The sequence below is a fragment of the Saccharopolyspora sp. SCSIO 74807 genome, assembly GCF_037023755.1.
GTDB classification, from domain to species: Bacteria; Actinomycetota; Actinomycetes; order Mycobacteriales; family Pseudonocardiaceae; genus Saccharopolyspora_C; species Saccharopolyspora_C galaxeae.
On record NZ_CP146100.1, the window covers coordinates 3,879,116 to 3,902,117 of the forward strand.

The 23,002-nt window shown below is 71.0% G+C and carries 21 protein-coding genes; 14 read left to right on the plus strand and 7 right to left on the minus strand.

The features are described 5' to 3' along the window. The first annotated feature begins 194 nt into the window (after window positions 1-194). Genes V1457_RS17840 through V1457_RS17850 form a run of 3 tightly spaced genes read left to right on the plus strand, consistent with a single transcriptional unit; the run spans window position 195 to window position 3,381 of the window. Window positions 195-1,919, plus strand: a complete 1,725-nt coding sequence (locus V1457_RS17840; protein WP_407074698.1) for a gamma-glutamyltransferase family protein — start codon at window positions 195-197, stop codon at window positions 1,917-1,919. A 33-nt stretch (window positions 1,920-1,952) separates the two neighbouring features. Then, the gene (locus V1457_RS17845; protein WP_295147929.1) at window positions 1,953-2,447 is read left to right on the plus strand and encodes a VOC family protein; all 495 of its coding nucleotides are present in this window, start codon (window positions 1,953-1,955) and stop codon (window positions 2,445-2,447) included. Continuing rightward, complete coding sequence (locus V1457_RS17850; RefSeq protein ID WP_338595673.1) at window positions 2,440-3,381, plus strand: L-tyrosine 3-hydroxylase; 942 nt, start codon at window positions 2,440-2,442, stop codon at window positions 3,379-3,381. Before V1457_RS17845 ends, V1457_RS17850 begins: the two co-directional genes overlap by 8 nt. Window positions 3,382-3,433: 52 nt before the next feature. Here V1457_RS17850 and V1457_RS17855 read toward each other — a convergent pair whose 3' ends face one another. The 5 genes from V1457_RS17855 to V1457_RS17875 all read right to left on the minus strand — a co-directional run bounded on the left by V1457_RS17855 (window position 3,434) and on the right by V1457_RS17875 (window position 10,010). Further along, window positions 3,434-4,471 (minus strand): class I SAM-dependent methyltransferase, encoded by a 1,038-nt coding sequence (locus tag V1457_RS17855; RefSeq protein WP_338595675.1) that lies wholly within the window; start codon window positions 4,469-4,471, stop codon window positions 3,434-3,436. 437 nt (window positions 4,472-4,908) lie between these two features. Continuing rightward, window positions 4,909-6,789, minus strand: a complete 1,881-nt coding sequence (locus V1457_RS17860; protein WP_338595677.1) for a DUF2637 domain-containing protein — start codon at window positions 6,787-6,789, stop codon at window positions 4,909-4,911. 266 nt (window positions 6,790-7,055) lie between these two features. After that, window positions 7,056-7,958 carry a glycine betaine ABC transporter substrate-binding protein gene (locus tag V1457_RS17865; RefSeq protein WP_295141436.1) on the minus strand — a complete coding sequence of 301 codons (903 nt, stop codon included), beginning with the start codon at window positions 7,956-7,958 and terminating at the stop codon, window positions 7,056-7,058. A 17-nt stretch (window positions 7,959-7,975) separates the two neighbouring features. Beyond that, window positions 7,976-8,845, minus strand: a complete 870-nt coding sequence (locus V1457_RS17870; RefSeq protein ID WP_200069717.1) for a proline/glycine betaine ABC transporter permease — start codon at window positions 8,843-8,845, stop codon at window positions 7,976-7,978. After that, entirely contained in the window at window positions 8,838-10,010 is a 1,173-nt protein-coding gene (locus tag V1457_RS17875) for a betaine/proline/choline family ABC transporter ATP-binding protein (RefSeq protein ID WP_338595680.1), read from the minus strand. Before V1457_RS17875 ends, V1457_RS17870 begins: the two co-directional genes overlap by 8 nt. Window positions 10,011-10,446: 436 nt before the next feature. Here V1457_RS17875 and mshC point away from each other — a divergent pair, with 436 nt between their 5' ends. The 6 genes from mshC (at window position 10,447) to V1457_RS17905 (ending at window position 16,393) form a co-directional block, all read left to right on the plus strand. Then, window positions 10,447-11,685: a cysteine--1-D-myo-inosityl 2-amino-2-deoxy-alpha-D-glucopyranoside ligase gene (mshC, locus tag V1457_RS17880; protein WP_200069715.1), complete on the plus strand. Its 1,239-nt coding sequence runs from the start codon at window positions 10,447-10,449 to the stop codon at window positions 11,683-11,685. Window positions 11,686-12,238: 553 nt separating this feature from the next. Then, the gene (locus V1457_RS17885) at window positions 12,239-13,645 is read left to right on the plus strand and encodes an ATP-binding protein (RefSeq protein WP_338595682.1); all 1,407 of its coding nucleotides are present in this window, start codon (window positions 12,239-12,241) and stop codon (window positions 13,643-13,645) included. Next, the gene (locus tag V1457_RS17890) at window positions 13,642-14,079 is read left to right on the plus strand and encodes a roadblock/LC7 domain-containing protein (protein WP_200069713.1); all 438 of its coding nucleotides are present in this window, start codon (window positions 13,642-13,644) and stop codon (window positions 14,077-14,079) included. The genes V1457_RS17885 and V1457_RS17890 overlap by 4 nt, the downstream gene beginning before the upstream one ends. A 175-nt stretch (window positions 14,080-14,254) precedes the next feature. Then, window positions 14,255-14,581, plus strand: coding sequence for a DUF742 domain-containing protein (locus tag V1457_RS17895; protein WP_295140706.1), 327 nt, complete (start codon window positions 14,255-14,257; stop codon window positions 14,579-14,581). Next, window positions 14,556-15,152, plus strand: coding sequence for an ATP/GTP-binding protein (locus tag V1457_RS17900; protein ID WP_200069711.1), 597 nt, complete (start codon window positions 14,556-14,558; stop codon window positions 15,150-15,152). The genes V1457_RS17895 and V1457_RS17900 overlap by 26 nt, the downstream gene beginning before the upstream one ends. Window positions 15,153-15,175: 23 nt before the next feature. After that, window positions 15,176-16,393, plus strand: a complete 1,218-nt coding sequence (locus tag V1457_RS17905; protein WP_338595683.1) for a styrene monooxygenase/indole monooxygenase family protein — start codon at window positions 15,176-15,178, stop codon at window positions 16,391-16,393. Window positions 16,394-16,440: 47 nt separating this feature from the next. On the opposite strand, the gene V1457_RS17910 is transcribed toward V1457_RS17905, so the two are convergent. Then, window positions 16,441-17,280 carry a PAC2 family protein gene (locus V1457_RS17910; protein WP_295140700.1) on the minus strand — a complete coding sequence of 280 codons (840 nt, stop codon included), beginning with the start codon at window positions 17,278-17,280 and terminating at the stop codon, window positions 16,441-16,443. Between the two features lie 310 nt (window positions 17,281-17,590). Here V1457_RS17910 and V1457_RS17915 point away from each other — a divergent pair, with 310 nt between their 5' ends. The 3 genes from V1457_RS17915 (at window position 17,591) to V1457_RS17925 (ending at window position 19,594) form a co-directional block, all read left to right on the plus strand. Beyond that, window positions 17,591-18,265, plus strand: coding sequence for an HAD family phosphatase (locus tag V1457_RS17915; RefSeq protein WP_200069709.1), 675 nt, complete (start codon window positions 17,591-17,593; stop codon window positions 18,263-18,265). 79 nt (window positions 18,266-18,344) lie between these two features. Next, window positions 18,345-18,608, plus strand: a complete 264-nt coding sequence (locus V1457_RS17920; protein ID WP_200069708.1) for a phosphoribosyl-ATP diphosphatase — start codon at window positions 18,345-18,347, stop codon at window positions 18,606-18,608. A gap of 137 nt (window positions 18,609-18,745) precedes the next feature. Further along, window positions 18,746-19,594 (plus strand): VOC family protein, encoded by an 849-nt coding sequence (locus V1457_RS17925; protein WP_200069707.1) that lies wholly within the window; start codon window positions 18,746-18,748, stop codon window positions 19,592-19,594. A 191-nt stretch (window positions 19,595-19,785) separates the two neighbouring features. Here the strand turns inward: V1457_RS17925 and V1457_RS17930 are convergent, their stop codons facing one another. Next, on the minus strand, window positions 19,786-20,811 hold the full coding sequence (locus tag V1457_RS17930) for a RecB family exonuclease (RefSeq protein ID WP_338595686.1): 1,026 nt from the start codon (window positions 20,809-20,811) through the stop codon (window positions 19,786-19,788). Window positions 20,812-20,898: 87 nt separating this feature from the next. On the opposite strand from V1457_RS17930, the gene V1457_RS17935 reads away from it, so the two are divergent. Both V1457_RS17935 and V1457_RS17940 read left to right on the plus strand, forming a co-directional pair. After that, window positions 20,899-22,041, plus strand: coding sequence for a site-2 protease family protein (locus V1457_RS17935; RefSeq protein ID WP_338595688.1), 1,143 nt, complete (start codon window positions 20,899-20,901; stop codon window positions 22,039-22,041). A gap of 119 nt (window positions 22,042-22,160) precedes the next feature. After that, window positions 22,161-22,991 (plus strand): tRNA (adenine-N1)-methyltransferase, encoded by an 831-nt coding sequence (locus tag V1457_RS17940; RefSeq protein WP_200069704.1) that lies wholly within the window; start codon window positions 22,161-22,163, stop codon window positions 22,989-22,991. The last annotated feature ends 11 nt before the right edge of the window (window positions 22,992-23,002 follow it).

Below are 23,002 nucleotides of genomic sequence, written 5' to 3' on the forward strand. Positions count from 1 at the left end.
GGACGCTCCTGTCTCGCCGGCGAGACAGGCGTGCGCACCGCCCCGGTTCCCTGCCCGGTCAATTAAGCTCGTGCCGCGGAATTGTGCAGTGCCCAAAAGGATTCGGCGGTGGGCCAGTGAACTTTGCACGACCGGAACTCAGGGGAACGCATGGCGCGGTAGCGTCCACGAATTGGCTGGCCTCGGGAGTCGCGATGGCCGTTCTGGAGCGGGAGGGGAATGCCTTCGACGCTGCGGTGGCGGCCGGATTCGTGCTGCAGGTGGTCGAGCCGCATTTCAACGGTCCGGGCGGCGATGTTTCGATCGTCGCGCACCGGGCCGGGACCGAGGACGCCGTGGCGGTGTGCGGTCAAGGCCCGATGCCGATGGCCGCGACGCCCGAGCGGTTCGCGGAACTGGGACTGGACCAGATCCCGGGCTCGGGGCTGCTGCCCGCTTGCGTGCCTGGAGCGATGGGGGCCTGGCTGCGGCTGCTCGCGGAGTTCGGCACGAAGCGGCTGGCAGAGGTGCTCGCGCCGGCGATCGGCTACGCCGAGTCCGGCTTCCCGGTCCTGCCGGAGATGGCGCGGGCGATCGAGACGATGTCCCCGCTGTTCAACACCGAATGGCCCAGCTCGGCACAGGTCTACCTGCCGCACGGCGCGGCACCGCCCGCGGGCTCGCGGTTCAGCAACCCGATGCTGGCCGAGACCTACCGGCGGTTGCTGGGCGAGGCGGAGGCCGCCTCCGCCGATCGGGAGGAGCAGCTGGGCGCAGCCCACCGGGCGTTCTACGAAGGCTTCGCGGCGGAAGCGATCGACAAGTTCGTCTCCGCCGGTCCGGTGCTGGACGCGACCGGGCGCCGCAACCCGGGGCTGCTCACCGGGCAGGATCTCGCGGGCTGGCGGCCGGAGGTCGATCGTGCGCTGCACCAGCCGTACCGCGGGGTGGACGTGTTCAAGCCCGGCCCCTGGTCGCAAGGCCCGGTGTTCGCCCAGCAGCTCGCGCTGCTGGAAGGCTTCCCCCTCGGCGACATGGCGCCCTACGGAGCCGAACACCTGCACACGGTCGTCGAATGCGCGAAGTTGGCCTTCGCCGACCGCGAGGCGTGGTACGGCGATCCGGCCTTCACCGACGTCCCGATGGACGTGCTGCTGTCCGCCGAGTACAACGAGCGGCGGCGCAGCCTGGTGACCGGGTCCGCGAACCACGAATTCCGGCCGGGCGCGGTGGGCGGTCGCGTCCCCCGGGTGCCGGAACGCCCGCCGCAGCAGGAGATTCCGGCCGCGGACGCGGAATGGCTGCGGCAGTTGGGCAACGGGCTGCCGACCGTGGTCGAGCTCAGCAACACCCGCAACGACACCTGCAGCGTTACGGTCGCGGACCGGTACGGGAACATGGTCGCGGCGGTGCCCAGCGGCGGATGGCTGAAGAGTTCCCCGGTCATCCCCGGACTCGGCTTCTCGCTCGGCACCCGCGGGCAGACCATGCACCTCGCGGGCGGCCATCCGAATTCGCTGGAACCGGGCAAGCGACCGCGCACCACGTTGAGCCCGACCGTGGTGCTGCGCGAGGGAAACCCGGTGCTCGCCTTCGGCACCCCGGGCGGGGACCAGCAGGACCAGTACACCCTCGAGTTCTTCCTCGCCGTCATCGATTTCGGCCTGGACCTGCAAGCCGCCGTGGAAGCCCCCACGTTCCGCACCGGCCAAGTGCCGTCCTCGTTCGTCCCGCACGAGTTCCACCCCGGCTTCCTGAGCCTGGAAAGCGGCTGCTCGCAGGAGGTTTTCGACGAACTCCGGCGGCGCGGCCACGTCGCCGAACCGGGGCCCGAATTCTCGATGGGCAAGGTGTGCGCCGTCGGGACCGACTTGCACAACGAGCTGCTGCTCGCCGCAGCCAGCCCGCGCGGGCGCCAGCCCTACGCGGTCTGCCGGTGATCGCGCGACCGATACCGATCCCAGGAGGTACCGATGTCCTCGGACTTGGCGGGCGCGGCCCGCGACGACGCGCAAGCACTGATCGGCGGATTTCACCACGTCGGAGTGCAGACGGCGGAACTCGACAACTCGATCCGCTGGTACCAGGAGTTCTTCGGCTGCGAGGTCTCCTGGACGCTGGAGCAGTTCTCCGAGCTCAGCCACAGCCGGCTGCCGGGGATCACGCGGCTCGCCGAACTGAAGGCGGGATCACTGCGGTTCCACCTGTTCAACGTCGATCCGGAAACCCGCTCGACCGTTCCGGCCAAGGCGGAGCAGTTCCAGCACCTGTGCCTGCAGGCCGCCTCACCGGATGCGCTCGTGCAGTGGCGGGACAAGTGGATGCGGCTTTACCGCTCCGGGCGATTCACCTTCGCCCGGGACGAACCGGCCAGCGGGATCGACACCGATCCCGACGGGATGCAGAGCTTCTACGCCTTCGACGTGAACGGATTGGAATATGAGTTCAGCTTCTTCCCTGGTGAGTGACTGGACTGATGCCGCCGGGGTGGACGTGGCGATCCCCGCCGACGACACCTGGCGGTTCGGTGGCATCCCGTTCGGGCTGGAGCCGCTGTTCCTGCCGCCGCGGTGGATCCGCCCGGACGAGTCCGCGCGGACGTTGCCGGACGACCCGGAGCGGTTGCCGACCGGTACGGCACCGGAGCCTGAAGTGCTCGCCGGGCTGGTGCCCTCGGACGGCGACGAGGTGGACCGGTTGTTCTGGTTCCGGTGGATCACCGGGCACCAGGTGACCTTCCTGCTCTGGCAGTTGCTCGCCGGTGTCATGGCCGACGTGCCGGACGGTTCCGGCGCGGTGCGGCGGGCGCGGCTGTACGTGCGCGGCTATTCCCAGATGCTGCTGTATTCCAGCTCGTGCCCGCGGGATGTCTACGGCCGGGTGATCCGCTCGACGCTGTTCCGGCAGCATCCGAACCTGAGCGGTTCCTGGGCGAGGGACTACCGGCCCGTTCGTGATCTGCTGCGCGGCAAGGTGGACGTGCCCGGGCCCGCGGGCTCGGCGCTGGCGGAGGAGTGCGCGCTCAACGACCGCATCCACAACGGCATCGCGACCAAGTTGGTGCCTTCCGGGGTTTCCCTGCTGCAATCCGCGCAGGGGCACCGCGGGCCGGCGGCCGGCCGCGACATGCTGCGCGCGCTCTACGACGGCACCTTCCTGACGATGCGCGCCTCCGGCACCGACTGGCGCGCGGTGGTGACCCAGCTGGTGCGGCGGTTGCAGGCGGTGAATCTCGACGTCGCCGCCAACGGTCTCTACCCGGAGTGGGCGCCGAGCCGCGCCGAAGAGCCGATCGAGCTGCAAGAGCCTCCCGCGGTGCGCTGCAAGGCGGAGCTTCCCGGCACGCTCGCGGAGATCGCCCGCACGGCGTTGACCGCGGGTGCACCCGCTCGCTTGGCATGACGACGGGTGTCCCGGCAGGAACCGGATCCTGCCGGGACACCGCCGCCCGCGCTTACCGCGGTGCGAGGTCGTAGAAGCAAACCGGCGGGCCCGCGCCGGGCCTGGAGTAGACGCGGCGGCATTCCAGTTCGGTCTTCCCGAACACTTCCAGCCACTCACCGCGTTGCCGGGGAATTCCTTGATCGGTCAGCACGTGGACGAGGTAGAAATCGTCGTCGTTGTCCCGCGGTACGTATTTGATCTCCGGCTCGCCCACGAGCAGGATCTTCTGCTCCGGCAGCGCTTTCCGGTATGCGTCGAGCATGTCGACCACGGCCTGCTCGCCGTCCCGGAAGAGTTCGTGCAAGGCGCTCACGATGCACAGCCCGTCAGCGGTCCCGCACACCGCGGGCCAATCCTGCGGAGCGAACGCATCGCCGACCACGAATTCCAGCCGGTCGTCCACCCCTTCTCGCGCGGCGAGGCGCTGCGCTTCGCCGATCGCGTCGGCGTCGATGTCCAACCCGATGCCGGTCAGCCCGGGATCGCGTTTGCAGGCATCGACCAGCAGGCTCCCGCCGCCGCAGCCGATGTCGAGCATCTTGCGCACGCCGCGGCCGCGCATGGCCTCCACCAGCACCGGGGTGTGGAAAGCGGAGAACATGGTGGCCGAGTGCTTGCCCAGCGGACCGCCGTTGCGCTGCACGTCCTCGCCGTAGACGGCCTCGCCGGTCAGCAGCTCGCGGAGCCTGCTCATGACCGGGCCGTAGGACTCCAGGTAGACCCCGAGCCGGGCCAGCGGGACCTCGCCGGTCAGCAGCTCGCCCTTGCGGGTGAGGGCGAATCCGTCCGCGCGGCGTTCCAGCACGCCGCGCAGGACCAGGTAGTCCAGCAGTCCGGCGCCGATCTTTTCCACCGTGCCGTCGAGCAGTCCTTCGTCCGGCGACTTCTTGCCGGCGCGCAGGTTGTCCAGGATGCCGCCGTCCACCAGCGCGAAGATGGCGTGGCACAGATTCATCGAGCTGATCATGTCCGGCATTCCGGACAGTTGGAAATCCTGCCAGGCAGCGAGTTGTTCACCGTCGCGGAATTCTACGAATTCGGGTTCCAAGCGAGCCTCTCTCGTTCCGATCGGTCCACCTGCGCGGTAGTGCCGGACACGCGGTTCGGGTATTCCGTGTTCGCGAAAGCGGTAGTTCGCGGCGCGGTGTCCGTGCGATTTTGAAGATAACGCAGCGCGGGGCCTTCGCGGTCCGGTGCGAGCGGTCCGCGCGGGGCGGATTCGAACCACCGGGGCGGCCGCTCCAGCGAGGTCCGAGGCGGCGTGACTCGCGATCAGGCCTGCCGGAAGTGCCGCTGCGCTGCCACCGATTCCGGTGGCAGCGGCGACTGCGAGGTCGTTCACCGAGCGGTCCGGGGCGCGGCACGGGCGACGACCACCGGCGGGGCGCTGCCGGCCGCGTTTCGAGGCGGCTGCGCGTGGGCGGTTGCCCGCCGCAGCGGAATCCGGTGGCCGCCGCGCTCGGCGGCGCGAGCGGAAAGCGGCGCCTACTGCTTGTTCGCGCCCACCAGGTCCGCGGGCTCCTGGGCCTGTTCCTGGGCCATGGACTTGCGGACCGCGTTGATCTGGCGGCGGCCCCAGCTTTCCGACAGGCCGTAGCGCTTGCCGAGCTCGGCGGGCTTGACGGGCTGGTCGGCCGCCAGGGACGTGCGATAGTCGCTGCGGGCGGCGGAGCGCTTGTCCCGGTCGCTCATCGGGCCGTCCGGGACCGGGGGCAGTTGCAGCGTCTTCTCCGCGTCGGAGGTGTCGGCGGCGTTCGCGCCGGTTGATGCCGTGCTCGCAGCGGTCTTGTCTGTGTCCGCGGGCGCCGCGTCCCCGGTGGTCTTGCCGGAGCCTGCGCGGGAGTTGGACGCCGCGGAGCCCTTGCCCGGCCGATCCGCCGACTTCGGGCCGTTGCCCGGCTTTTCGCCGGAGCCGCCGGTCGTGCTGGGCAGCTCCATGGTCACCGTGGCGGCTTCTGCGTCCGAAGTGGACGGTTCCGCTCCGGTGCCGTTCGCCTCGCCGGTGCTGTTCGCGGTGGCCTTGCCGGAGGCGGGAGCCGTCGAGCTGGTCGTTTCGGGATCGGCCGAGGCGGTGCCTGCCGCCCCGGAACTCGTGGTGCCGGATTCGGCCGATCCGTCGCCGGGTGTCCCGGAGCCGGGAGCCTCGGAACCGGTCTCGTCCGCGCCGGCCGCAGCGGCAGCCGCGACCGCGCGCGCGGCGTGCGGCTCGGTTTCCGCGGTCGGAACGTCCTTCGTGCCCGCCGACGCTTCCGGTTCGCCTCCGGACTGCGCGGCCGGTCCTCGGCCGCTGCGCGCGGTCGCAGCGTCGTCGGCGGATCCGGACTCGCCGGAGTCGCTGTTCGCGCTGGTCGGCTCGTCCCGGCCGGGAGCCGGGTAGTCGGCCGAAACCGCGGACGTGCGCACCGAAGCGGCGCTGGTGGAGGCCGGGACGCGGGCGTGCACGGCATCGCCGCGACCACTGTCCACATCGGACTCATGGGGCAGCGTGCCGACGTCGTCCGGACGAGGTGCGCGTTGCCCGCCGGGCAGTTCCGCAGCGCCGCCGAACTCGTTCCCGGCCGGAGCGACCGTCCGGCGTTCTTCCTGCCGATCCGGCGAAATTCCCGCAACCGCGGCGGAATCGCCCGCGAACCGGTCGCCGCGCGCGGGCACCGCCGGTTCGCCGCCGGACCGCGGTCCCGCTGCGTGCGCCTCGGACGACGCCTGCAGCGCAGCGGCGCGGCGGGCCTCCGGCGGGGACAGCGTGCCGAGGCCCGCGATCTCCTCGACGGGGATGTCGATGACCTGGTTGCGGAACGCTTCGCTGGTGCTCTTGCGGTCGACCATCCAGCGCAGCACCAGCAGCCCCGGCCGCAGCCGGAAACCGCGCATCCCGTGCTTGGCCTCGTAGTCGGCGCGCAGTTCCAGCAGCACCACGTCGAAGACCGCGACCGCAGCGATCGGCAGCCCGGCCGCGACGATCTGCGCCTCCTGGCTCGGCTGGTGGATCCAGTTGATCCACGAGCTGACCCCGGTGAACGCCCACATCAGGATCCGGCCGCGCACCGCGGAACGACCGTTGATGGACGAGCGGTAGGTCATCAGCGTGCAGGCGAACGCGGCGCCGTCGAACGTCGCGGGCACCAGCCAGGCCGTGACGTTGGTGAACCCGGCCATCGACTGCATCCCGTACTCGTGCAGGCCGACGAAGCTCGCGCCCCAGCCCATCACGGCGGCCATCGCGACGAAGAACAGCGCCGCGATCGACAGCGACCGGCTGCCCCGGTCCACCGCCGCGTCGCCGGGGGCGGACGGCGCATGGCCCGCCGGGAAGGCGTCGTTGGCCGAAGTGGCGATCGGGCGCGCGCTGCTTCCGGCGTCGTGCACGGGGGTCCTCCAGGTTCGTGCGGGCGGGCACGCTCGGCAGTGCCGGATAGTAACTTGGCGATCACCTGGTCAGGTGACCGCCCGTCGATCTCGGCTCTCGGGCGGTCGCTGGTAGTGGCGGCGCCTGCCGCCGCGCCGCGCGTCCGCTGCCCGTGCACCAGTGACCGCGGGACGTCGGCGAGCACCGCACGGACGGCTTCGGCGGAGGCGACCCCGTTCGCTCCGGCGCCCGCGTCCCGGACTCCACGAACCTGCGCGAACCGCGGTCAGCGCGTCGGCGCGAACGTCGCGATGACCTGCGGATTGGCGTCCGCCCAGCGTTGCGCGGCGGCTTCCTCCTGGCCCTTCGGCGCACTGTTGATCTCGTTCTCCAGCGAGGCGAGCTGCTGGTCGTTCAACCGGAACTTGTGCACCATCCCGGTCACGTCCGGGAAGTCGGCGCTGAAGCCCTTCCGCCCGGCGGCGTGGATCTGCTCCGCAGCGCCCATCGCGCCGCGCGGGTCCGCCAAGTCCTTGATCGGGTACTTCGCGTACGCCCAGTGCGGGTGCCACAGCGTGACGACGATCGGCTGGCGCTCGTTGATCGCGCGCTCCAAGGAGGCCAACATCGCGGTCGTCGACGAGGTCTGCAGCGTGTACTCGCCTGCGAGGCCGTACTGCGGGATCATCTGGTCCCGCGTCACCCGGCTCAGCCCTGCGCCCGGATCGATGCCGGTGATCGTGCCGTGGAACTCGGCGCCCCGGCCGCGCAGGTCCTGCAACGAGTTCACGTCGGTCAGGTACTTCGGCACCGCGATGTTCAGCGTCGCCTGGTCGTACCAGACCCCGAGGTCCTCGAGCTGACCGCGGTACTGGTTCCAGTAGTCGGCGTGCGTCTGCGGCAGCCAGGCGTCCATGAACAGGTCGATGTTGCCGCGCGCCAGGCCCGCGTAAGTAGGCCCGGCCTCCAGCTCGGTCAGCTGCACCTGGTAGCCCTGCCGCTGCAGCAGCACCTTGTAGAGGTTGCTGACCGCGATCGCCTCGTCCCAGGCGATGTAGCCGATGTTGATCCGCTTCGCCTGCTGCCCGGTGCCCGCTTCCCGGCCCCCGCACCCGGCAGCGACCAGCACCAACGCGGCGAGCATCGCCAAACATGCCACCAGCCGACGGGTCCAACGCTTCTTCGGCATGGCACTTCCCGCCCTTCCTAGGCGACCGGCGCGGTCTCCTCGGCCGCGCGCGAGACGGGGGAGCGGTCGGCCAGCACGGCGGTGATCCGGTCCAGGTAGACCGCCAGCACCACCACCGCGACCCCGGCTTCGAAACCCGCCCCCAACTGCACCCGGGTCACCGCGGTGTAGACCTCGGTGCCCAGTCCTTCCGCGCCGACCATGCCCGCGATGACCACCATCGACAGCGACAGCATGATCACCTGGTTGATGCCCGCCATGATCGACGGCATGGCCAGCGGCAACTGGATGCCGGTGAGGATCCGCCGCGGCGGCGCCCCGAACGCCTCCCCGGCTTCGACCACCTCGGCGTCGACCTGCCGGATGCCCAGCTCGGTCAGCCGCACTCCGGGCGGCAGCGCGAAGATCACCGTGGCCACCACGCCCGGCACCGCGCCGATGTTGAAGAAGAAGATGACCGGGATCAGGTACACGAACGCGGGCATCGTCTGCATCAGGTCCAGCACCGGCCGCACCACGTGGCTCACCACCCGCTCGCGCGCGGCGAGGATGCCCACCGGGATCGCCACCACGATCGCGATCACGGCGGCCACCAGGACCAGTGCCAGCGTTTGCATCGCGGGCTGGAACTCGCGCATCCCGGCCACCAGCCCGAATCCGATGATGGTGAACAGCGCGAACCGCCAGCCGCGCAGCCACCAGGCCAGCGCCGTGAGCACCAGCACCAGCAGCCACTGCGGTGGCCACAGCAGCGCCGCGGTCAAGCCGTCCACCGCGGAACGCACCACCAGGTCGATGAAGTCGAAGACCGGCCCGATCGTGTCGTTCAACCAGTTCACGACGGCTTGGAACCAGTCGCCGAGCGGGATGCGGGGCACTTCAGGCATCCGGGGCCTCCTGAGATCGCTGATCACCCAGCGCCCGCAGCAGCACCGCCGGGGTCAGCGCGCCGAGCAGCCGCCCTTCGCCGTCCACGACCGGCAGCACGGCTTCCGCGGTCGCGCGTCCGAGGACTTCGCGCAGCGGCCGGTCCCCGGTGATCGGCTCGGCCGTCGGGGACACGACGTCGCGGATCTCCGCGAGCCCGCCCCGCGCGGCCCGTCCGGCGGCGGCCGCGTCCACGCTGCCCAGCAGCTTGCGCTCGCCGTCGGTGATCAGCAGCCGCTCGGCGCCTTGCAGCGCCGCCAGCGCGTGCTGCGGCGTGCGGTCGGCGGACACGGCCAACTCCGGATCGGCCACCTGCGCGGCGGTGAGCACCCGGCTGCGGTCGACGTCCCGGACGAACCGGGCCACGTAGTCGTCGGCGGGACCGCGCAGGATCTCCGATGCGGTTCCGAGCTGCACGATGCGACCGGCCCGCATCACCGCGATCCGGTCGCCCAGCCGCATCGCCTCGTTCAAGTCGTGCGTGATGAACACGATCGTTTTGGCGAGGCGTTGCTGCAATTGCGCGAGCTGGTCCTGCATGTCCCGTTTGATCAGCGGGTCCAGCGCGCTGAACGCCTCGTCCATCAGCAGCACGTCGGTGCCCGCGGCCAGCGCGCGAGCCAGGCCGACGCGCTGCCGCATCCCGCCGGAGAGCTGCTGCGGGAACCGCTGCTCCCAGCCGGTGAGTCCGACCATCTCCAACGCCTCCCCGGCCGCGCGCCGCGCCTGCCCGGCGGGATCGCCCTGGATGCGCGGGCCGTATTCGACGTTGTCCAGCACGGTGCGGTGCGGCAGCAGCGCGAAGTGCTGGAACACCATGCTCATCGTGCGCCGCCGCAGGTCGCGCAGTGCGTTGCCGGACAGCGCGGTGACGTCTTCCTCGTCGGCGTACACGTGGCCTTCGGTCGGTCGCAGCAGGCCGTTGAGCATCCGGATCAGCGTGGACTTGCCGGAGCCCGACAGCCCCATCACCACGAAGATCTCGCCGGTGGCCACGGTGAACGAGGCGTCCAGCACCGCTGCGGTGGCGCCCTCGGCGCGCAGCCGCGCGGTGTCCGCGCCGTCACGCAGCCGCCGCAGCGCTTCGGCGGGATGCGGACCGAAGACCTTGCAGAGCTCGTCCACCCGTACCGATGTCAAATCCCGCCTCCCGCGAACCGTCCCGCCTCCGGCGAGCCGGAATGGGTCGCACGGCACCGGGTCGCGCGATGAGGAACGACATTCCCCGTGCGAATGAGGATACGACCCGGAACCCGGGAAAGAACCCGGATCGAAAGTCCCCTCGACCGCGGCCGAGAACGGATCCAGCGGGCTGCGACCTGCGCGGACCGCGAGCTGTGCGGCGAAGACCGGCAAGCGCGGCGAAGCTCGCGCCGCGGCGATCGCGGAAGGTGCGCAACGGCGGGCCGGGACCGACCCCACGGGTGCCTGCGAAGCGGTCCGAATCGGGTCCGGCGGTGCTGCTGCGGAGCGAGAGGCACCCGCCCGGGCGCGCCGGAGTGGTTCTCACCATGTGTAACGGGGGCGCGTCCGCCGACCGGCGACGTTTAAGGTCGGGTACATGCAACCCTGGTCGTCGGTATCCGTGCCCCAGGTGCAGGGCACCCCCCGTCCGCTCCGGCTGCACGACACCGCCACCGGCGAGGTCCGGCCCGTCGCGCCCGGCCCGCTGGCGCGGATGTACGTCTGCGGCATCACCCCTTACGACGCAACGCACCTCGGGCACGCCGCCACCTACCTGGCGTTCGACCTGGTGCACCGGATCTGGCTGGACAACGGCCACGACGTGCACTACGTGCAGAACGTCACCGACATCGACGACCCGCTGCTGGAGCGCGCGGAGCGGGACAACGACGACTGGATGGTCCTCGGGATGCGCGAGACCGCGCTGTTCCGCGAGGACATGGAGGCGCTGCGGGTGCTGCCGCCGCAGGACTTCATCGGCGCCGTGGAGGCCATGCCGGAGATCATCGAGGCGGTCGGCAAACTGCTGTCCTCCGGCGCGGCATACCGGGCCGACGACGCCGAGTACCCGGACATCTACTACCGCCACGACGCCACCGGCCGCTTCGGCTACGAGTCGAACTACAGCGCCGCGGACATGGACCGCTTCTTCGCCGAGCGCGGCGGCGATCCGGAACGGCCGGGCAAGGAGCACCCGCTCGACGCACTGCTGTGGCGGGCCGCGCGCCCGGGTGAACCGTCTTGGGACTCCGAGCTCGGGCCGGGCAGGCCGGGCTGGCACCTGGAGTGCTCGGTGATCGCGCTGAACCGGCTGCGGATGGGCTTCGACGTCCAGGGCGGCGGTTCCGACCTGGCGTTCCCGCACCACGAGTACAGCGCAGCGCACGCCGAGGCGCTGACCGGGCAGCACCCGTTCGCCCGGCACTACTGCCACGCCGGAATGGTCGGCCTGGACGGCGAGAAGATGTCCAAGTCCAAGGGCAATCTGGTGTTCGTGTCCCGGCTGCGCGGTGACCGGGTGGACCCGATGGCGGTGCGGCTGGCGCTGCTGGACGGGCACTACCGCGCGGACCGCTCGTGGACGGCGGACGCGTTGACCGCGGGCTCCGCCCGGCTCGCGCGGTGGGGCTCGGCGGTTGCGCTGCCGGCCGGGCCGTCCGCGGACGAGGCGATCGCGGGTCTGCGGGACCGGCTCTCCGACGACCTGGACACCGAGCGGGCGCTGCTGGCGGTGGACGCCTGGGTGGACGCGGCGCTGTCCGGCGGTGGTTCGGACGAGTCGGCGCCGGGTGCGGTGCGGGATGCGGTGGACGCGTTGCTCGGGGTCCGGTTGTAGTTTCGCGCGCCCGATTGCGGGCGAAATTGTTTTCGCGGAAGGTGTCGCGGCAATCGTTCGGTCGATCGCCGCGGCACCTTTTCCTTTTCCGCGCGGTTCGTGCGCCGAAGGTTGCCTCCGCAATCGGCGGAGGTCGGACCGGTGCGACCTGGCCGAAAATCCCGCCGGGCGCATTTCGGCATCGCGGCGCAGGTCGGGCCGAGCACTTGGCGTGATTGATGCCATGCCGCCAGTGGAGTAGTCGCGGCGATCCGGTTACGCGCAATTGGACGAGTTGATTCCTGCTGAGCGGGCTTCATTGCAGGTCGAGAGTGTTCGCGATGCGGCGGGCGTCATTCGGATGGCGGAATAATCTGAATATTCTCGATCTTTGGCGGAGGCGCGAACGTCCGATTTGGTGACCCTGCGCGTACGTTGCGCTTTTCCTCGCTCGCCGAAAACCGACTGAACCGCCGGTAGCCGCGTGACTTTCCGAATTCGCTCTGGTTGGATCCCGGTCCATGACTCGGCACGAACCACGAATTGGCGATCGCATCGCGGGTCGTGAGGTGCAATGGTGACGCGGGTCCGCGACGTGCTGGAACGCTCCCGGAAATCGCTGCTCGACGGCACCGCCCGGCAACGCATCGAAGGCTCCACCCGGCACCTGCTGGAACGGTCCCGCGCGACGGTGGCCCAGTTCGTCGGCCAGCCCGCGACCCGCGAGACCGGCCCGCAGGAGATCCTCGCCGGGGTGTGCTCCAGCGTGGCGCTGCGCGACCTCAACCTCGTCGACTCGCTGCTCGAGCAGCTGGAGAAGATGGAGGCCGAGGAGGACGACCCGGACGCGCTGGCGCGGCTCTACCGGCTGGACCACCTCGCCACCCGGCTGCGGCGCAACGGCGAGAACCTGCGCGTGCTCGCCGGGCGCGACGCCGGCGGCGGCAGCTCCGAACCGGCCTCGCTGGTCGACGTGATCCGCGCGGGCGTTTCCGCGGTGGAGCACTACGCCCGCGTCGAGCTGGGCACGGTCGCCTCGCTCGGTGTCGTCGGCTTCGCCGCCGACGACGTCAGCAGGCTGCTGGCCGAACTGCTGGACAACGCCACCTCGCACTCACCTCCGACCTCGCAGGTCACCGTCAGCGCGCACCTGACCGAACAGGGCAGCGTGCTGGTACGGGTGGAGGACGCGGGCATCGGGCTGCCCGCCGCGCGGCTGTCCGCGCTCAACGAGCGGCTGGCCAGCGCGCCGGTGCTGGACCGCAACGCGGTGCAGCACATGGGGCTGGCGGTGGTGCGGCGGATCTCCGCGCGGCACGGCGTCCGGGTGTGGCTTTCCCGGCGCGCGCCGCACGGCACGATCGCTTCGGCGCTGCTGCCCGCTGCGCTGGTGCAGGAGACCCCGGGCGCGAATCGCGCCGGCCCGAACCGGCCGCGCAAGGAGGCCAAACCGGCGCCCGCGCCCGCACGCGCGGCGAGACCCGGTGGGAACGGGACCGGGCGCTCGATACCCGGCGCCACCGGCACGGTGATCGCCGAGGCCGTTCATCCGCAGCGGCCCGCCGATGACGACGCTTCGGCCGCGCCGACCACGCCGAACGGCCTGCCGCGCCGCGTTCCGCAGAGCCTGAAGGAATCGGCCCGGCCCGCGCAGCAGCCCACCGAGCACGACCCGCAGGAACAGCGCGCCGGTCACGAGCAGCTGCTGGCCGACCTCGGCGACTTCGCCGACGGCGAACAGGCGGCCAAGCAGCGGCCCGGCAATCAACAGCAGCACAGCAATCAACAGCAGCACAGCAAGGAACAGCCGCACAGCAAGGAACAGCAGCCCGGCCAGCAACAGCGGCACAGCCAGCAACAGCGGCCCGGCCACGAACAGTCCGGCGCGCAACGGCACGACCGGGATCAGCACACCCACGAACAGCCGGACGCCCAAGACCGGCCGGGCTCCGGCCGCACGCCCGGAGGAAATCAGCAGTGACGGCGGGAAACGACACCACAGGACGCGATTTCGGCTGGCTCGTCGACGACTTCGTCGACCGCGTGGCCGGAGCCACCCACGCGCTGATCCTCTCCGCGGACGGCTTGCCGCTGGCCGGGTCCTCGTCGATCTCCGGCGACGAGGCCGAGCAGCTGGCCGCCATTTCCAGCGGCGTGCTCAGCCTTGCGCACAACAGCGCTGCGCTGTTCGACAAGGGGACCTGCGAGCAGATCATCATCCGGCTCAGCCAGGGCTACTTCCTGTTCATGGGCATCGGCTCGGGCGCCGGGCTGGCGGTGCTGACCGCGCACGACGCGCAGATGCGGGTGGTGGCCTACGAGATGACCCAGTTCGTCGAGAACACCGGGCACGCGCTGACCCCGGAGGTGCGCGCCGACCTGCGCCGCGTGGTCAGCGCGCGGCGGCCGGCGTGACGCGGATGCGGGAGGTAACGAGATGAGTGCAACCGCGCGGAGCGATTCCGGCGCGGCGGGGGAGCAACACCAGAACTCGCAGGATCGCGGAGCCCAGGACTCCGAGCCGCACCACCTCCGGGAACCGGGGCGCACGCACCCGGATCCCGGAAGGCCCGAGTCCCGCAGCAGCCGGGTGCGCCCGTACGCGCTCACCGGCGGCCGGACCCGCACCCGCCACCAGCTGCTGGTGGAGACGATGATCTCGGTGCCGAACTACGACGCCGAGTTCGCCACCGGGCTGCTGCCCGAGTCGCGGTCGGTCTACGAGTCCGCGCGCAGGCCGATCTCGCTGGCCGAGCTCTCCGCGATCCTGAGCATCCCGCTCGGCGTGATCCGGGTGCTGGTCAGCGACCTGGCCGCGGACGGCGCGGTGTTCATCCACCCCACCGGGCACGCATACCGCTACGACCACGACATCCTGGAGAGGGTTCTGGATGGCCTCAACAAGCTCTCCGCATGACCCCGCCGAGCTGATGCTCTCGGCGAAGATCGTCATCGCGGGCGGGTTCGGCGTCGGCAAGACGACGTTCGTCTCCTCGGTCTCGGAGATCCCTCCGCTGAACACCGAGGCGTGGATGACCGAGGCAGCTGCGGGGATCGACGAGCCGGATCCGGAGGGCGCGAAGACCACTACCACGGTGGCGATGGACTTCGGCCGCATCGAACTGCATTCCGACCTGATGCTGTACCTGTTCGGCACGCCCGGGCAGGCCCGCTTCTGGTTCCTGTGGGACGACCTGGCCCGCGGCGCGCTGGGCGCGGTGATCCTGGTGGACACCCGGCGGGTGCAGGAGTCCTTCGCCGCGATCAACTACTTCGAGCACGACTCGGACGTGCCGTTCATCGTCGCGCTGAACCTCTTCGACGGGCAGCTGCCCTACGAGCTCGACGAGGTGCGCGACGCGTTGGCGCTGAGCCCGGAGACCCCGCTGGTCACCTGCGACGCCCGCGACAGCGTGTCCACTGTGGACGCATTGCGCGCGCTGGTGTCGCACACCATGCGGCTGAACGTGGTCTCCGGCGCGGCATGATCGAGCAGGAGGACGAGTAGGCGATGCGCAAGATACTGATCGTCGGTGCCGGGCAGGCCGGGCTGCAACTGGCGCTCGGGCTCAACGACCAGGGCTACGACGTGACCGTGATGTCCGCGCGCACCCCGGAAGAGATCCGCAACGGCCGCGTGACCTCCACCCAGTGCATGTTCCACAACGCCTTGCAGCACGAACGCGACCTCGGGCTGAACCTCTGGGAGGAGCAGACGCCGAAGGTCACCGGAGTCGGCGGCCCGGATGGTTCCCGCGCGCTGGAATGGGTCGGGCTGCTGGCGGGCTACGCGCAGTCCGTGGACCAGCGGGTGAAGATGGCGGGCTGGCTGGAGCTGCTGGAGAACCGCGGCGGCAAGGTGATCTACCACGGCGTGACCACCGCCGACCTGGACCGGCTCACCCAGCACTACGAACTGGTGCTGGTCGCCGCGGGCAAGGGCGAACTGGTCGAGCTGTTCGACCGGGACCCGCAACGCTGCAGGTTCACCTCGCCGCAGCGGATGCTCACGGTCTCCTACGTGCACGGCGCGGGGCGGCGCCCGGAGCACCCGGACCGCGACGCGGTGCGGTTCAACCCGTGCCCGGGGGTGGGGGAGCTGTTCGTGATCCCCGGCTACACCTTCAGCGGGCCCTGCGAGATCCCGTTCTTCGAGGCCGTCCCCGGCGGCGCGCTGGACTCCTTCCGGGACCGCCCGGAGCCGGCCGAGCACTGGCAGCGGATGCTGGGGCTGATGCGCGAGTACTTCCCCTGGGAGTACGAGCGCTTCGCGGGCGCCGAACTCACCGACGCCCGCGGCACGCTGACCGGCGGCTACACGCCGGTGGTGCGGAAACCGGTCGGCCGGCTGCCTTCCGGCGGGGCGGTGCTCGGCATGGCCGACGTGGTCGTGGCGAACGACCCGATCACCGGGCAGGGCTCCAACAACGCCGCCAAGTGCGCGGCGTCGTTCCAGCACAGCATCGTCGAACGCGGCGCGGAACCGTTCGACGCGGACTGGATGCGGACCACCTTCGAGCGGTACTGGGATTACGCGGCGCACGTTACGAGGTGGACGAACGCGATGCTGGAACCGCTGCCGGAGCACATGATGCGGATCCTCGGCGCGGCGCAGCACAGCGACGAAGTGGCCGGGCGGTTCGTGAACGGCTTCGACGATCCCTCGACCTTCGCCGAGTGGCTGTTCGACCCGGAGCTGGCCGACCGGTACCTGGCCTCCGTGGCGTGAGCTGAACGCGAGAACGCCCTCCGCGCGGAGGGCGTTCTCGCCTGAAGTCAGCCCGGTCCCGGGCCGAGCGGTCCCTTGCCGCCGGGGCCGCGGCGGCGCAGGTAGCGCTCGAACTCGGCGGCGATGGCGTCACCGCTGGTCTCGGTCAGCTTCACCTCGGCGTCCCCGCGTTCTTCCAGCGCGCGGACGTAGTTGCGGACGTCCTCGTCCTCCTCGGCCATCTCGCTGACCGTGGTCTCCCACTCCTCCGCCTGGTCCGGCAGGTTGCCCAGCGGCACCTCCAGGTCCAGCGTCTCCTCCACGCGGTGCAGCAGCGCCAGCGTGGCCTTCGGCGACGGCGGCTGCGAGACGTAGTGCGGCACCGCCGCCCAGAACGCGATCGACGGGATGCCCGCCTGCACGCAGGAGTCCTGGAAGATGCCGACGATGCCGGTCGGGCCTTCGTAGCGGGACCGCTCCAGCCCGTAGTGCGCGGCCGCATCCGCGTCGTAGGCGGTGCCGGTCACCGGCACCGGCCGGGTGTGCGGCGCGTCGGCCAGCAGCGCGCCCAGCGACACCACCGTGCGCACGCCTGCTTCGTTGAGGTGCCCGAGCAGTTCGGAGCAGAACGCGTTCCAGCGCATGTTCGGCTCGATGCCGTGCACCAGCAGCACGTCGTGGTCGGCACCCGGCGGCCTGCACACCGACAGCCGCGTGGTCGGCCAGGTCACCTGGCGGGTGACGCCGTCGATCAGCTTCACCGTCGGCCGGGAGACCTGGAAGTCGTAGTACGGATCCGGGTCGATCTCGGTGAGCGGGTCGGCGTCCCAGGTCAGTTCCAGGTGCTCGATCGCGGAGCTGGCGGCGTCGCCTGCGTCGTTCCATCCTTCAAAGCCCAAGATCGCCACCGGGCCGTCCGGTTTGGCCGGTCCGGTGCCGTTCCGATCGGCCTCGGTCTCGCCGGCGCCGTTCGTGCCGGTCCCGGTCTCGCTGGCCGCTGTGGGGCTCCCTTCGGTCCGGTCCACCGGGTCTGCGGAGCGTGGTTCGCGATCGTTCACCGTGTCAGCCTACGACCTATCGCGAACCGCAGCGCCCGACATCCCGCAACCGGACACGCGCCGCCGCGGGAGGGATCGGCCACCTTCCTTGTCAAGGTCCCGCGGGGTTTTGCTCTACTGGGACGCGTGGCAACTGCGAGCACGCCGGGAACCGGCCGCGATGACTGATACCGCCCCCGCCGCCGTCCTGTTCGACATGGACGGCACCCTGGTCGACTCCGAAAAGCTGTGGAGCATCGCGCTGGGCGACTACGCGACCTACCGCGGCGGCGAGCTCAGCCTGGCCACCCGCGAGACCATGGTCGGCTCCAACATGAGCACCAGCATGCGGATCCTGCTGGAAGCCCTCGGCCTGAGCACCACCGAGGCCGAGGTGGCCGCGGCCGCCGACTGGGTCGAAGCCCGCAGCGCCGAACTGTTCCGCGGCGGCCTGCCGTGGCGGCCGGGTGCGCAGGAGGCGCTGGCGGGCGTGCGCGCGCTCGGCGTGCCGACCGCGCTGGTGACCTCCACGATCCGCTCGCTGGCCGAGATCGGGCTGGACACCCTCGGCAGGGACTCCTTCGAGGTCACCGTCTGCGGCGACGAGGTGGGCGGGCGCAACAAGCCGGACCCGGAGCCCTACCTGCGGGCGGCCCGGCTGCTCGGCGTGGACCCCGCCCGGTGCGTCGCGGTGGAGGACTCGCCGACCGGTGTGGCCGCGGCCGTCGCCGCCGGGTGCACGGTGCTGGCGGTGCCGTGCGAGGTGCCGCTGGAGCCGGGGGAGCGGCGCGTGGTGCGCGAAAGCCTCGAAGGGCTCGACGTGCGCACGCTGGGTGCGCTGCTGCCCGGCGCGTGAGGGCGCCCGGGTGCTGCGGGCTGCCCGGTGGTGAGGTGGCTGTGGTCCGCCCGCCCGCCGAATGCGAGGATCAGCGCTCGTGAAGACCTTCGACGAGCTGTTCAGCGAGCTCCAGGACCGCGCAAGCAACCGCCCGGACGGCTCGGCGACCGTGGCCGCGCTGGACGCCGGGGTGCACGCGCAGGGCAAGAAGGTCATCGAGGAAGCCGGTGAGGTGTGGCTCGCGGCCGAGCACGAGTCCGATGCGGCCCTCGCCGAGGAGATCTCCCAGCTGCTGTACCGGCTGCAGGTCGTGATGCTCGCCCGCGGCCTGACCCCGCAGGACGTCTACCGGTACCTGTGAGTTCCTCAGCCCGGTAGGCCGTTTCCGCGCATCGCGTTGATCCGATCGCGTCGTGTCGGCCCGCCCGCGGCGATCACTGCGCCATAATGGGCTCAGACGATCATGGAGCCGGGGGAAGAGAGTCGGGGGTGAGCGAAATGTCCGTCGTGCAGCCGGGATCGGCGGCTCCGCGGTGGGAGCTGCTCGCAGGAATGCCGTGCTGGATCGAGCTGGCGACCACCGATGTGGACCAGGCGTGCGAGTTCTACGCCGGGCTGTTCGGCTGGGATTACACGGTGCACGACGAGGGGCAGCGAGGCGAGCACATCATCGCCTCCCGGGAAGGCTTCCCGGTGGCCAGCATCCGGCGGTCCGCCGCGGACCATTCGGTGTGGCGGCTGTTCCTCGCCGTGCAGGACGTGCACGCCAGTACCGAAGAAGCCGAACGGCACGGCGCCGAGCTCGCCGTGCCGATCACGCACGTGCCGGGCATCGGCTCGAAGGCGGTGCTGCTCGGCCCCGCCGATGCCGAGTTCGGGCTGCTGACCCCGGCGGAGTCCTGGCAGTTCGACGTCGGGCTGCCGGGCACGCTGATGTGGGCCGAACTGGTCACCATCAAGGCGCAGGCCGCGGACACGTTCTTCCAGTCGATGTTCGGCTACACCGCCGAGCAGTTCGGCGCGGAGAACCGCTCCAACTACTCCGTGTGGTACCTGGCCGACGAGTCGGTGCTGGCGCGGGTCAGCATGATCCGCGACTACCTCACGCCCAGCACCCGGCCGCACTGGCTGGTGTACCTGGGCGCGGACGCGGAAGAGGGCGTCGACGAGCTGGTGCACCGGGCGGTCGGCCTCGGCGGGCGCATCCGCGTCGACCCGTACGGTTCCAGCATCGGGCGGGTCGCGGTGCTGCGGGACCCGACGGGCGCGCGGTTCGCGGTGGTGGACGGCACGCAGGCCACCGACTGGTTCGACAGCGCCGCCAACTTCGACCCGTACGACGACTGAGCTCGCAAGTGCTCGTCCGTTGAGCTCGTTTTGCTCGGCCGGCGGAACCGGACCGGCGTCCGGAGCCGAACAATCCCAGGACAGTTGAAAAGACGAGCGGGCACGTTCGGCCCGGTAGCGGAACCGCCCCGCTGCCGGGCCGCTTGCTGGGAGCTCGCCGCACTCGGCCGCGTTCGCCGACCGCGGAGAGATCAGTCGGCGCGGTCCAGCGCGGTCTCCTGCCCAGGATCCGGTTCCGGCCAGCCCGGGTACGGCGGCGGGGTGCCGCCGAACGACGGGCACAGCGCCTTGTGGTCGCAGTAGTCGCACAGCTTGCTGGGGCTCGGCCGGAAGTCCCCGGTGCGCCCGGCCCGCAGGATCGCCTGCCAGATCGCCTCCAGCGTGCGCTCGAACCTGCGCAGCTCAGCCTCGTCGGGGGTGTAGGCCAGCGACTGCTTGTCCGCCAGGTACATCAGCAGCAGTTGGCGCGGGATCTCGCCGCGAGTGCGCCACAGCACCAGCGCGTAGAACTTCATCTGGAACATGGCCTTGGCCTCGCCGATCTCCCGCGGGGCCGCACCGGTCTTGTAGTCGACCAGCCGGATCTCGCCGGTCGGAGCCACGTCGACGCGGTCGATGAAGCCGCGCAGCAGCAGCCCGGAGTCCAGCTCGGTCTCCACTCGCAGCTCGCACGCCTCCGGCTCCAGCCTGCGCGGGTCCTCCAGCTCGAAGTAGGAGTCCACCAGCTTGCGCGCCGAGCCGAGCCACTTCGTCAGCTCCGGGTCGTCGGTGAACAGCGCACCGAGCTCGGGCTGCTCGGCCAGCAACTCCTCCCATGCCGGTTCGAGCAGGTCGCGGGCGTGCTCGGCGTCGCGTTCGGCCGTCGGCAGCGCGAACATCCGCTCCAGGGTGGAGTGCACGACCGTGCCGCGGACCTGGGCCCGCGTCGGCTGCTCCGGCAGCTTGTCGACCACGCGGAAGCGGTAGAGCAGGGGGCACTGCTTGAAATCGCCCGCGCGCGAGGGCGAGAGCGCGGGGCGCCGCCTTCCGGAGGACGTCCGCTGGCCCGCCCCCGGCGTGCCGGAGTTCTCGACGTCCGGCGAGCGGTGATCCGCGGCAGCATCGCTCGACGAAGGGCCGCCCGAGGGAGGACCGCCCGCGCCCGGATCATCCGGGCGAGCACCGTCCCGCTGCGTGCTGTCCTGCGTAGCTGTGCTGGTCCGGGCCGGTTCCGACATGGTCCGCACGATAGATCAGCGCCCCGACAAGATCCCAAGCACGCCGGATCACCGGCGGTTCACCGCGGCCGTTCTACCCTTTCGGCCATGCCCGCCACCAACGCCCGCAGCCGCTCCGCATCCGGCGACGGCGGTCTGCTGCTGTGCCGGGTAGCCGGTGTGCCGGTGCTGCTGTCGCCGTCGTGGTGGCTCGGCGCCGTGCTGATCGTGCTGCTCTACACCCCGCTGGTCGGGCACATCCTCCCGCAGGCGACAACGTTGACCAGCGCGCTGATCGCCGCCGTGTTCACCGTGCTGCTGGGAGCTTCGGTGCTGCTGCACGAGTTGGGCCATTGCGTGGTGGCGCTGCGGCTCGGGCTACCGGTGAGCCGGGTGCGGCTGTTCCTGCTGGGCGGCATCTCCGAGATCACCCGCGCACCGTCGAAACCTGGGCACGAAGGTCTGGTGGCCGCGGCCGGTCCCGCGGTCTCCCTGCTGTTGGCCGCGGCAACCGGGATCGGCTGGTTCGCGGTGACGCCGCACGGGGCGGTGTGGCTGCTGATCGCGCAGACCTGCGTGGCGAACCTGGTCGTGGCGCTGTTCAACGTGCTGCCGGGACTGCCGCTGGATGGCGGGAGGATGCTGCGCGCGCTGCTGTGGGCGATGACGGGCAACCGGCACACGGGCACCAACGCGGGTGTCGTGGGCGCCGGTCTGGTGGCCGCCGCGCTGCTCATCTACGCGCTCGTGGGCCTGCTGAGCAACACCGGCGACCAATGGCTGCGGCTGGCCGTGTGCGTGTTGATGGCTTGGTTCGTGGTGGCTGGGGCGAGCGCGGAGCACTCCTCGGAACACCGCAAGAGCCGCCCGACGAGGTTGTCCCTGCCCAAGCTGATGCGGCCGGTGCTGCAGCTGCCCGCGGAGAGCCCGGTCGGCGACGCGCTGGTCGCCGCGGCCGGGCGCGGCGTCGTGCTGGTGCGCGCCGACGGCATCGCGGTCGGCCTGCTGGACCAGACCGCTGCCGAGCGGCTGGCCACCCGTTCGCCGCAGGATCCAGCCGAGCGCGCCGCCGAACCCGTCGAACCGGACACCATCCTGCTCTACAGCGAATCCGGCGAAGCCGTGCTGGAGCGGGTGCGCACCGTGCGCGCCTGGCAGTTCCTGGTGATCGATTCCGAGGGGCGGCCCTGCGGGGTGCTGCGCCGCGAGGACGTGCGCAACGCGCTCAACGCGCGCAGACGCAGGCAGTGAGCGGGGCGCGCGCAAGAGCCCGGCGCACCCCTCTGCGACGATGGTCCGCCGTACCCGCCGCCGTGGATCTCACCGGCCGGCGGCTTTTCCCTTCTTGCGCACATGGAGGTCCGACGCACGTGAGCACCGTCAGCGGTGAGTTCGAACCCGGCGACCGGGTCCAGTTGACCGACCCGAAGGGCCGCCGCTACACCGTCGTCCTGGAGAAGGGCGGCGAGTACCACACCCACCGCGGCGTGCTGGCGCACGACGACCTCATCGGCAGTCCGGAAGGCTCGGTGGTGACTTCCGCGGGCGGCACTTCGTTCCTGGCGGTGCGGCCGCTGCTGGCGGACTACGTGCTGTCCATGCCGCGCGGTGCTCAGGTGATCTACCCGAAGGACGCCGCGCAGATCCTCATGTGGGGCGACATCCGGCCCGGCGCGCGGGTGCTCGAAGCGGGCGCGGGTTCGGGCGCGCTCACGTGCTCGCTGCTGCGTGCCGTGGGCGACGAGGGCAGCGTGACGTCCTACGAGGTCCGCGCGGACCACGCCGAGCACGCCGAGCGCAACGTGCGCAAGTTCTTCGGCGAGGTCCCGGAGAACTGGACGCTGCGGGTCGCCGACCTCACCGACTACGACGGCGGCCAGGTGGACCGCGTCGTGCTGGACATGCTCTCCCCGTGGGACGTGCTGGACACCGTGTTCGACAAGCTCGTCCCCGGCGGTGTCCTGGTGGCGTACGTGGCCACCACGACACAGCTCTCCCGGGTCACCGAGGCGCTGCGCGAGCAGCAGTGCTGGACCGAGCCGCAAGCCTGGGAGACGATGCTGCGTCCCTGGCACGTCGTGGGCATGGCCGTGCGGCCCGAACACCGGATGGTCGCGCACACCGCGTTCCTACTGGTCACCCGGCGGTTGGCGGACGGTGTCACGCCACCGCGCCCGCAACGCAGGCCGAGCAAGGGCTGACGCCGCGCACG

Coding starts and splice junctions, on each gene's coding strand:
- V1457_RS17840 (WP_407074698.1), top strand. CDS start 195: ATGGCCGTTCTGGAGCGGGAGGGGAATGCCTTCGACGCTGCGGTGGCG.
- V1457_RS17845 (WP_295147929.1), top strand. CDS start 1,953: ATGTCCTCGGACTTGGCGGGCGCGGCCCGCGACGACGCGCAAGCACTG.
- V1457_RS17865 (WP_295141436.1), bottom strand. CDS start 7,958: ATGCCGAAGAAGCGTTGGACCCGTCGGCTGGTGGCATGTTTGGCGATG.
- V1457_RS17870 (WP_200069717.1), bottom strand. CDS start 8,845: ATGCCTGAAGTGCCCCGCATCCCGCTCGGCGACTGGTTCCAAGCCGTC.
- mshC (WP_200069715.1), top strand. CDS start 10,447: ATGCAACCCTGGTCGTCGGTATCCGTGCCCCAGGTGCAGGGCACCCCC.
- V1457_RS17885 (WP_338595682.1), top strand. CDS start 12,239: ATGGTGACGCGGGTCCGCGACGTGCTGGAACGCTCCCGGAAATCGCTG.
- V1457_RS17900 (WP_200069711.1), top strand. CDS start 14,556: ATGGCCTCAACAAGCTCTCCGCATGACCCCGCCGAGCTGATGCTCTCG.
- V1457_RS17905 (WP_338595683.1), top strand. CDS start 15,176: ATGCGCAAGATACTGATCGTCGGTGCCGGGCAGGCCGGGCTGCAACTG.
- V1457_RS17915 (WP_200069709.1), top strand. CDS start 17,591: ATGACTGATACCGCCCCCGCCGCCGTCCTGTTCGACATGGACGGCACC.
- V1457_RS17925 (WP_200069707.1), top strand. CDS start 18,746: ATGTCCGTCGTGCAGCCGGGATCGGCGGCTCCGCGGTGGGAGCTGCTC.
- V1457_RS17930 (WP_338595686.1), bottom strand. CDS start 20,811: ATGTCGGAACCGGCCCGGACCAGCACAGCTACGCAGGACAGCACGCAG.
- V1457_RS17935 (WP_338595688.1), top strand. CDS start 20,899: ATGCCCGCCACCAACGCCCGCAGCCGCTCCGCATCCGGCGACGGCGGT.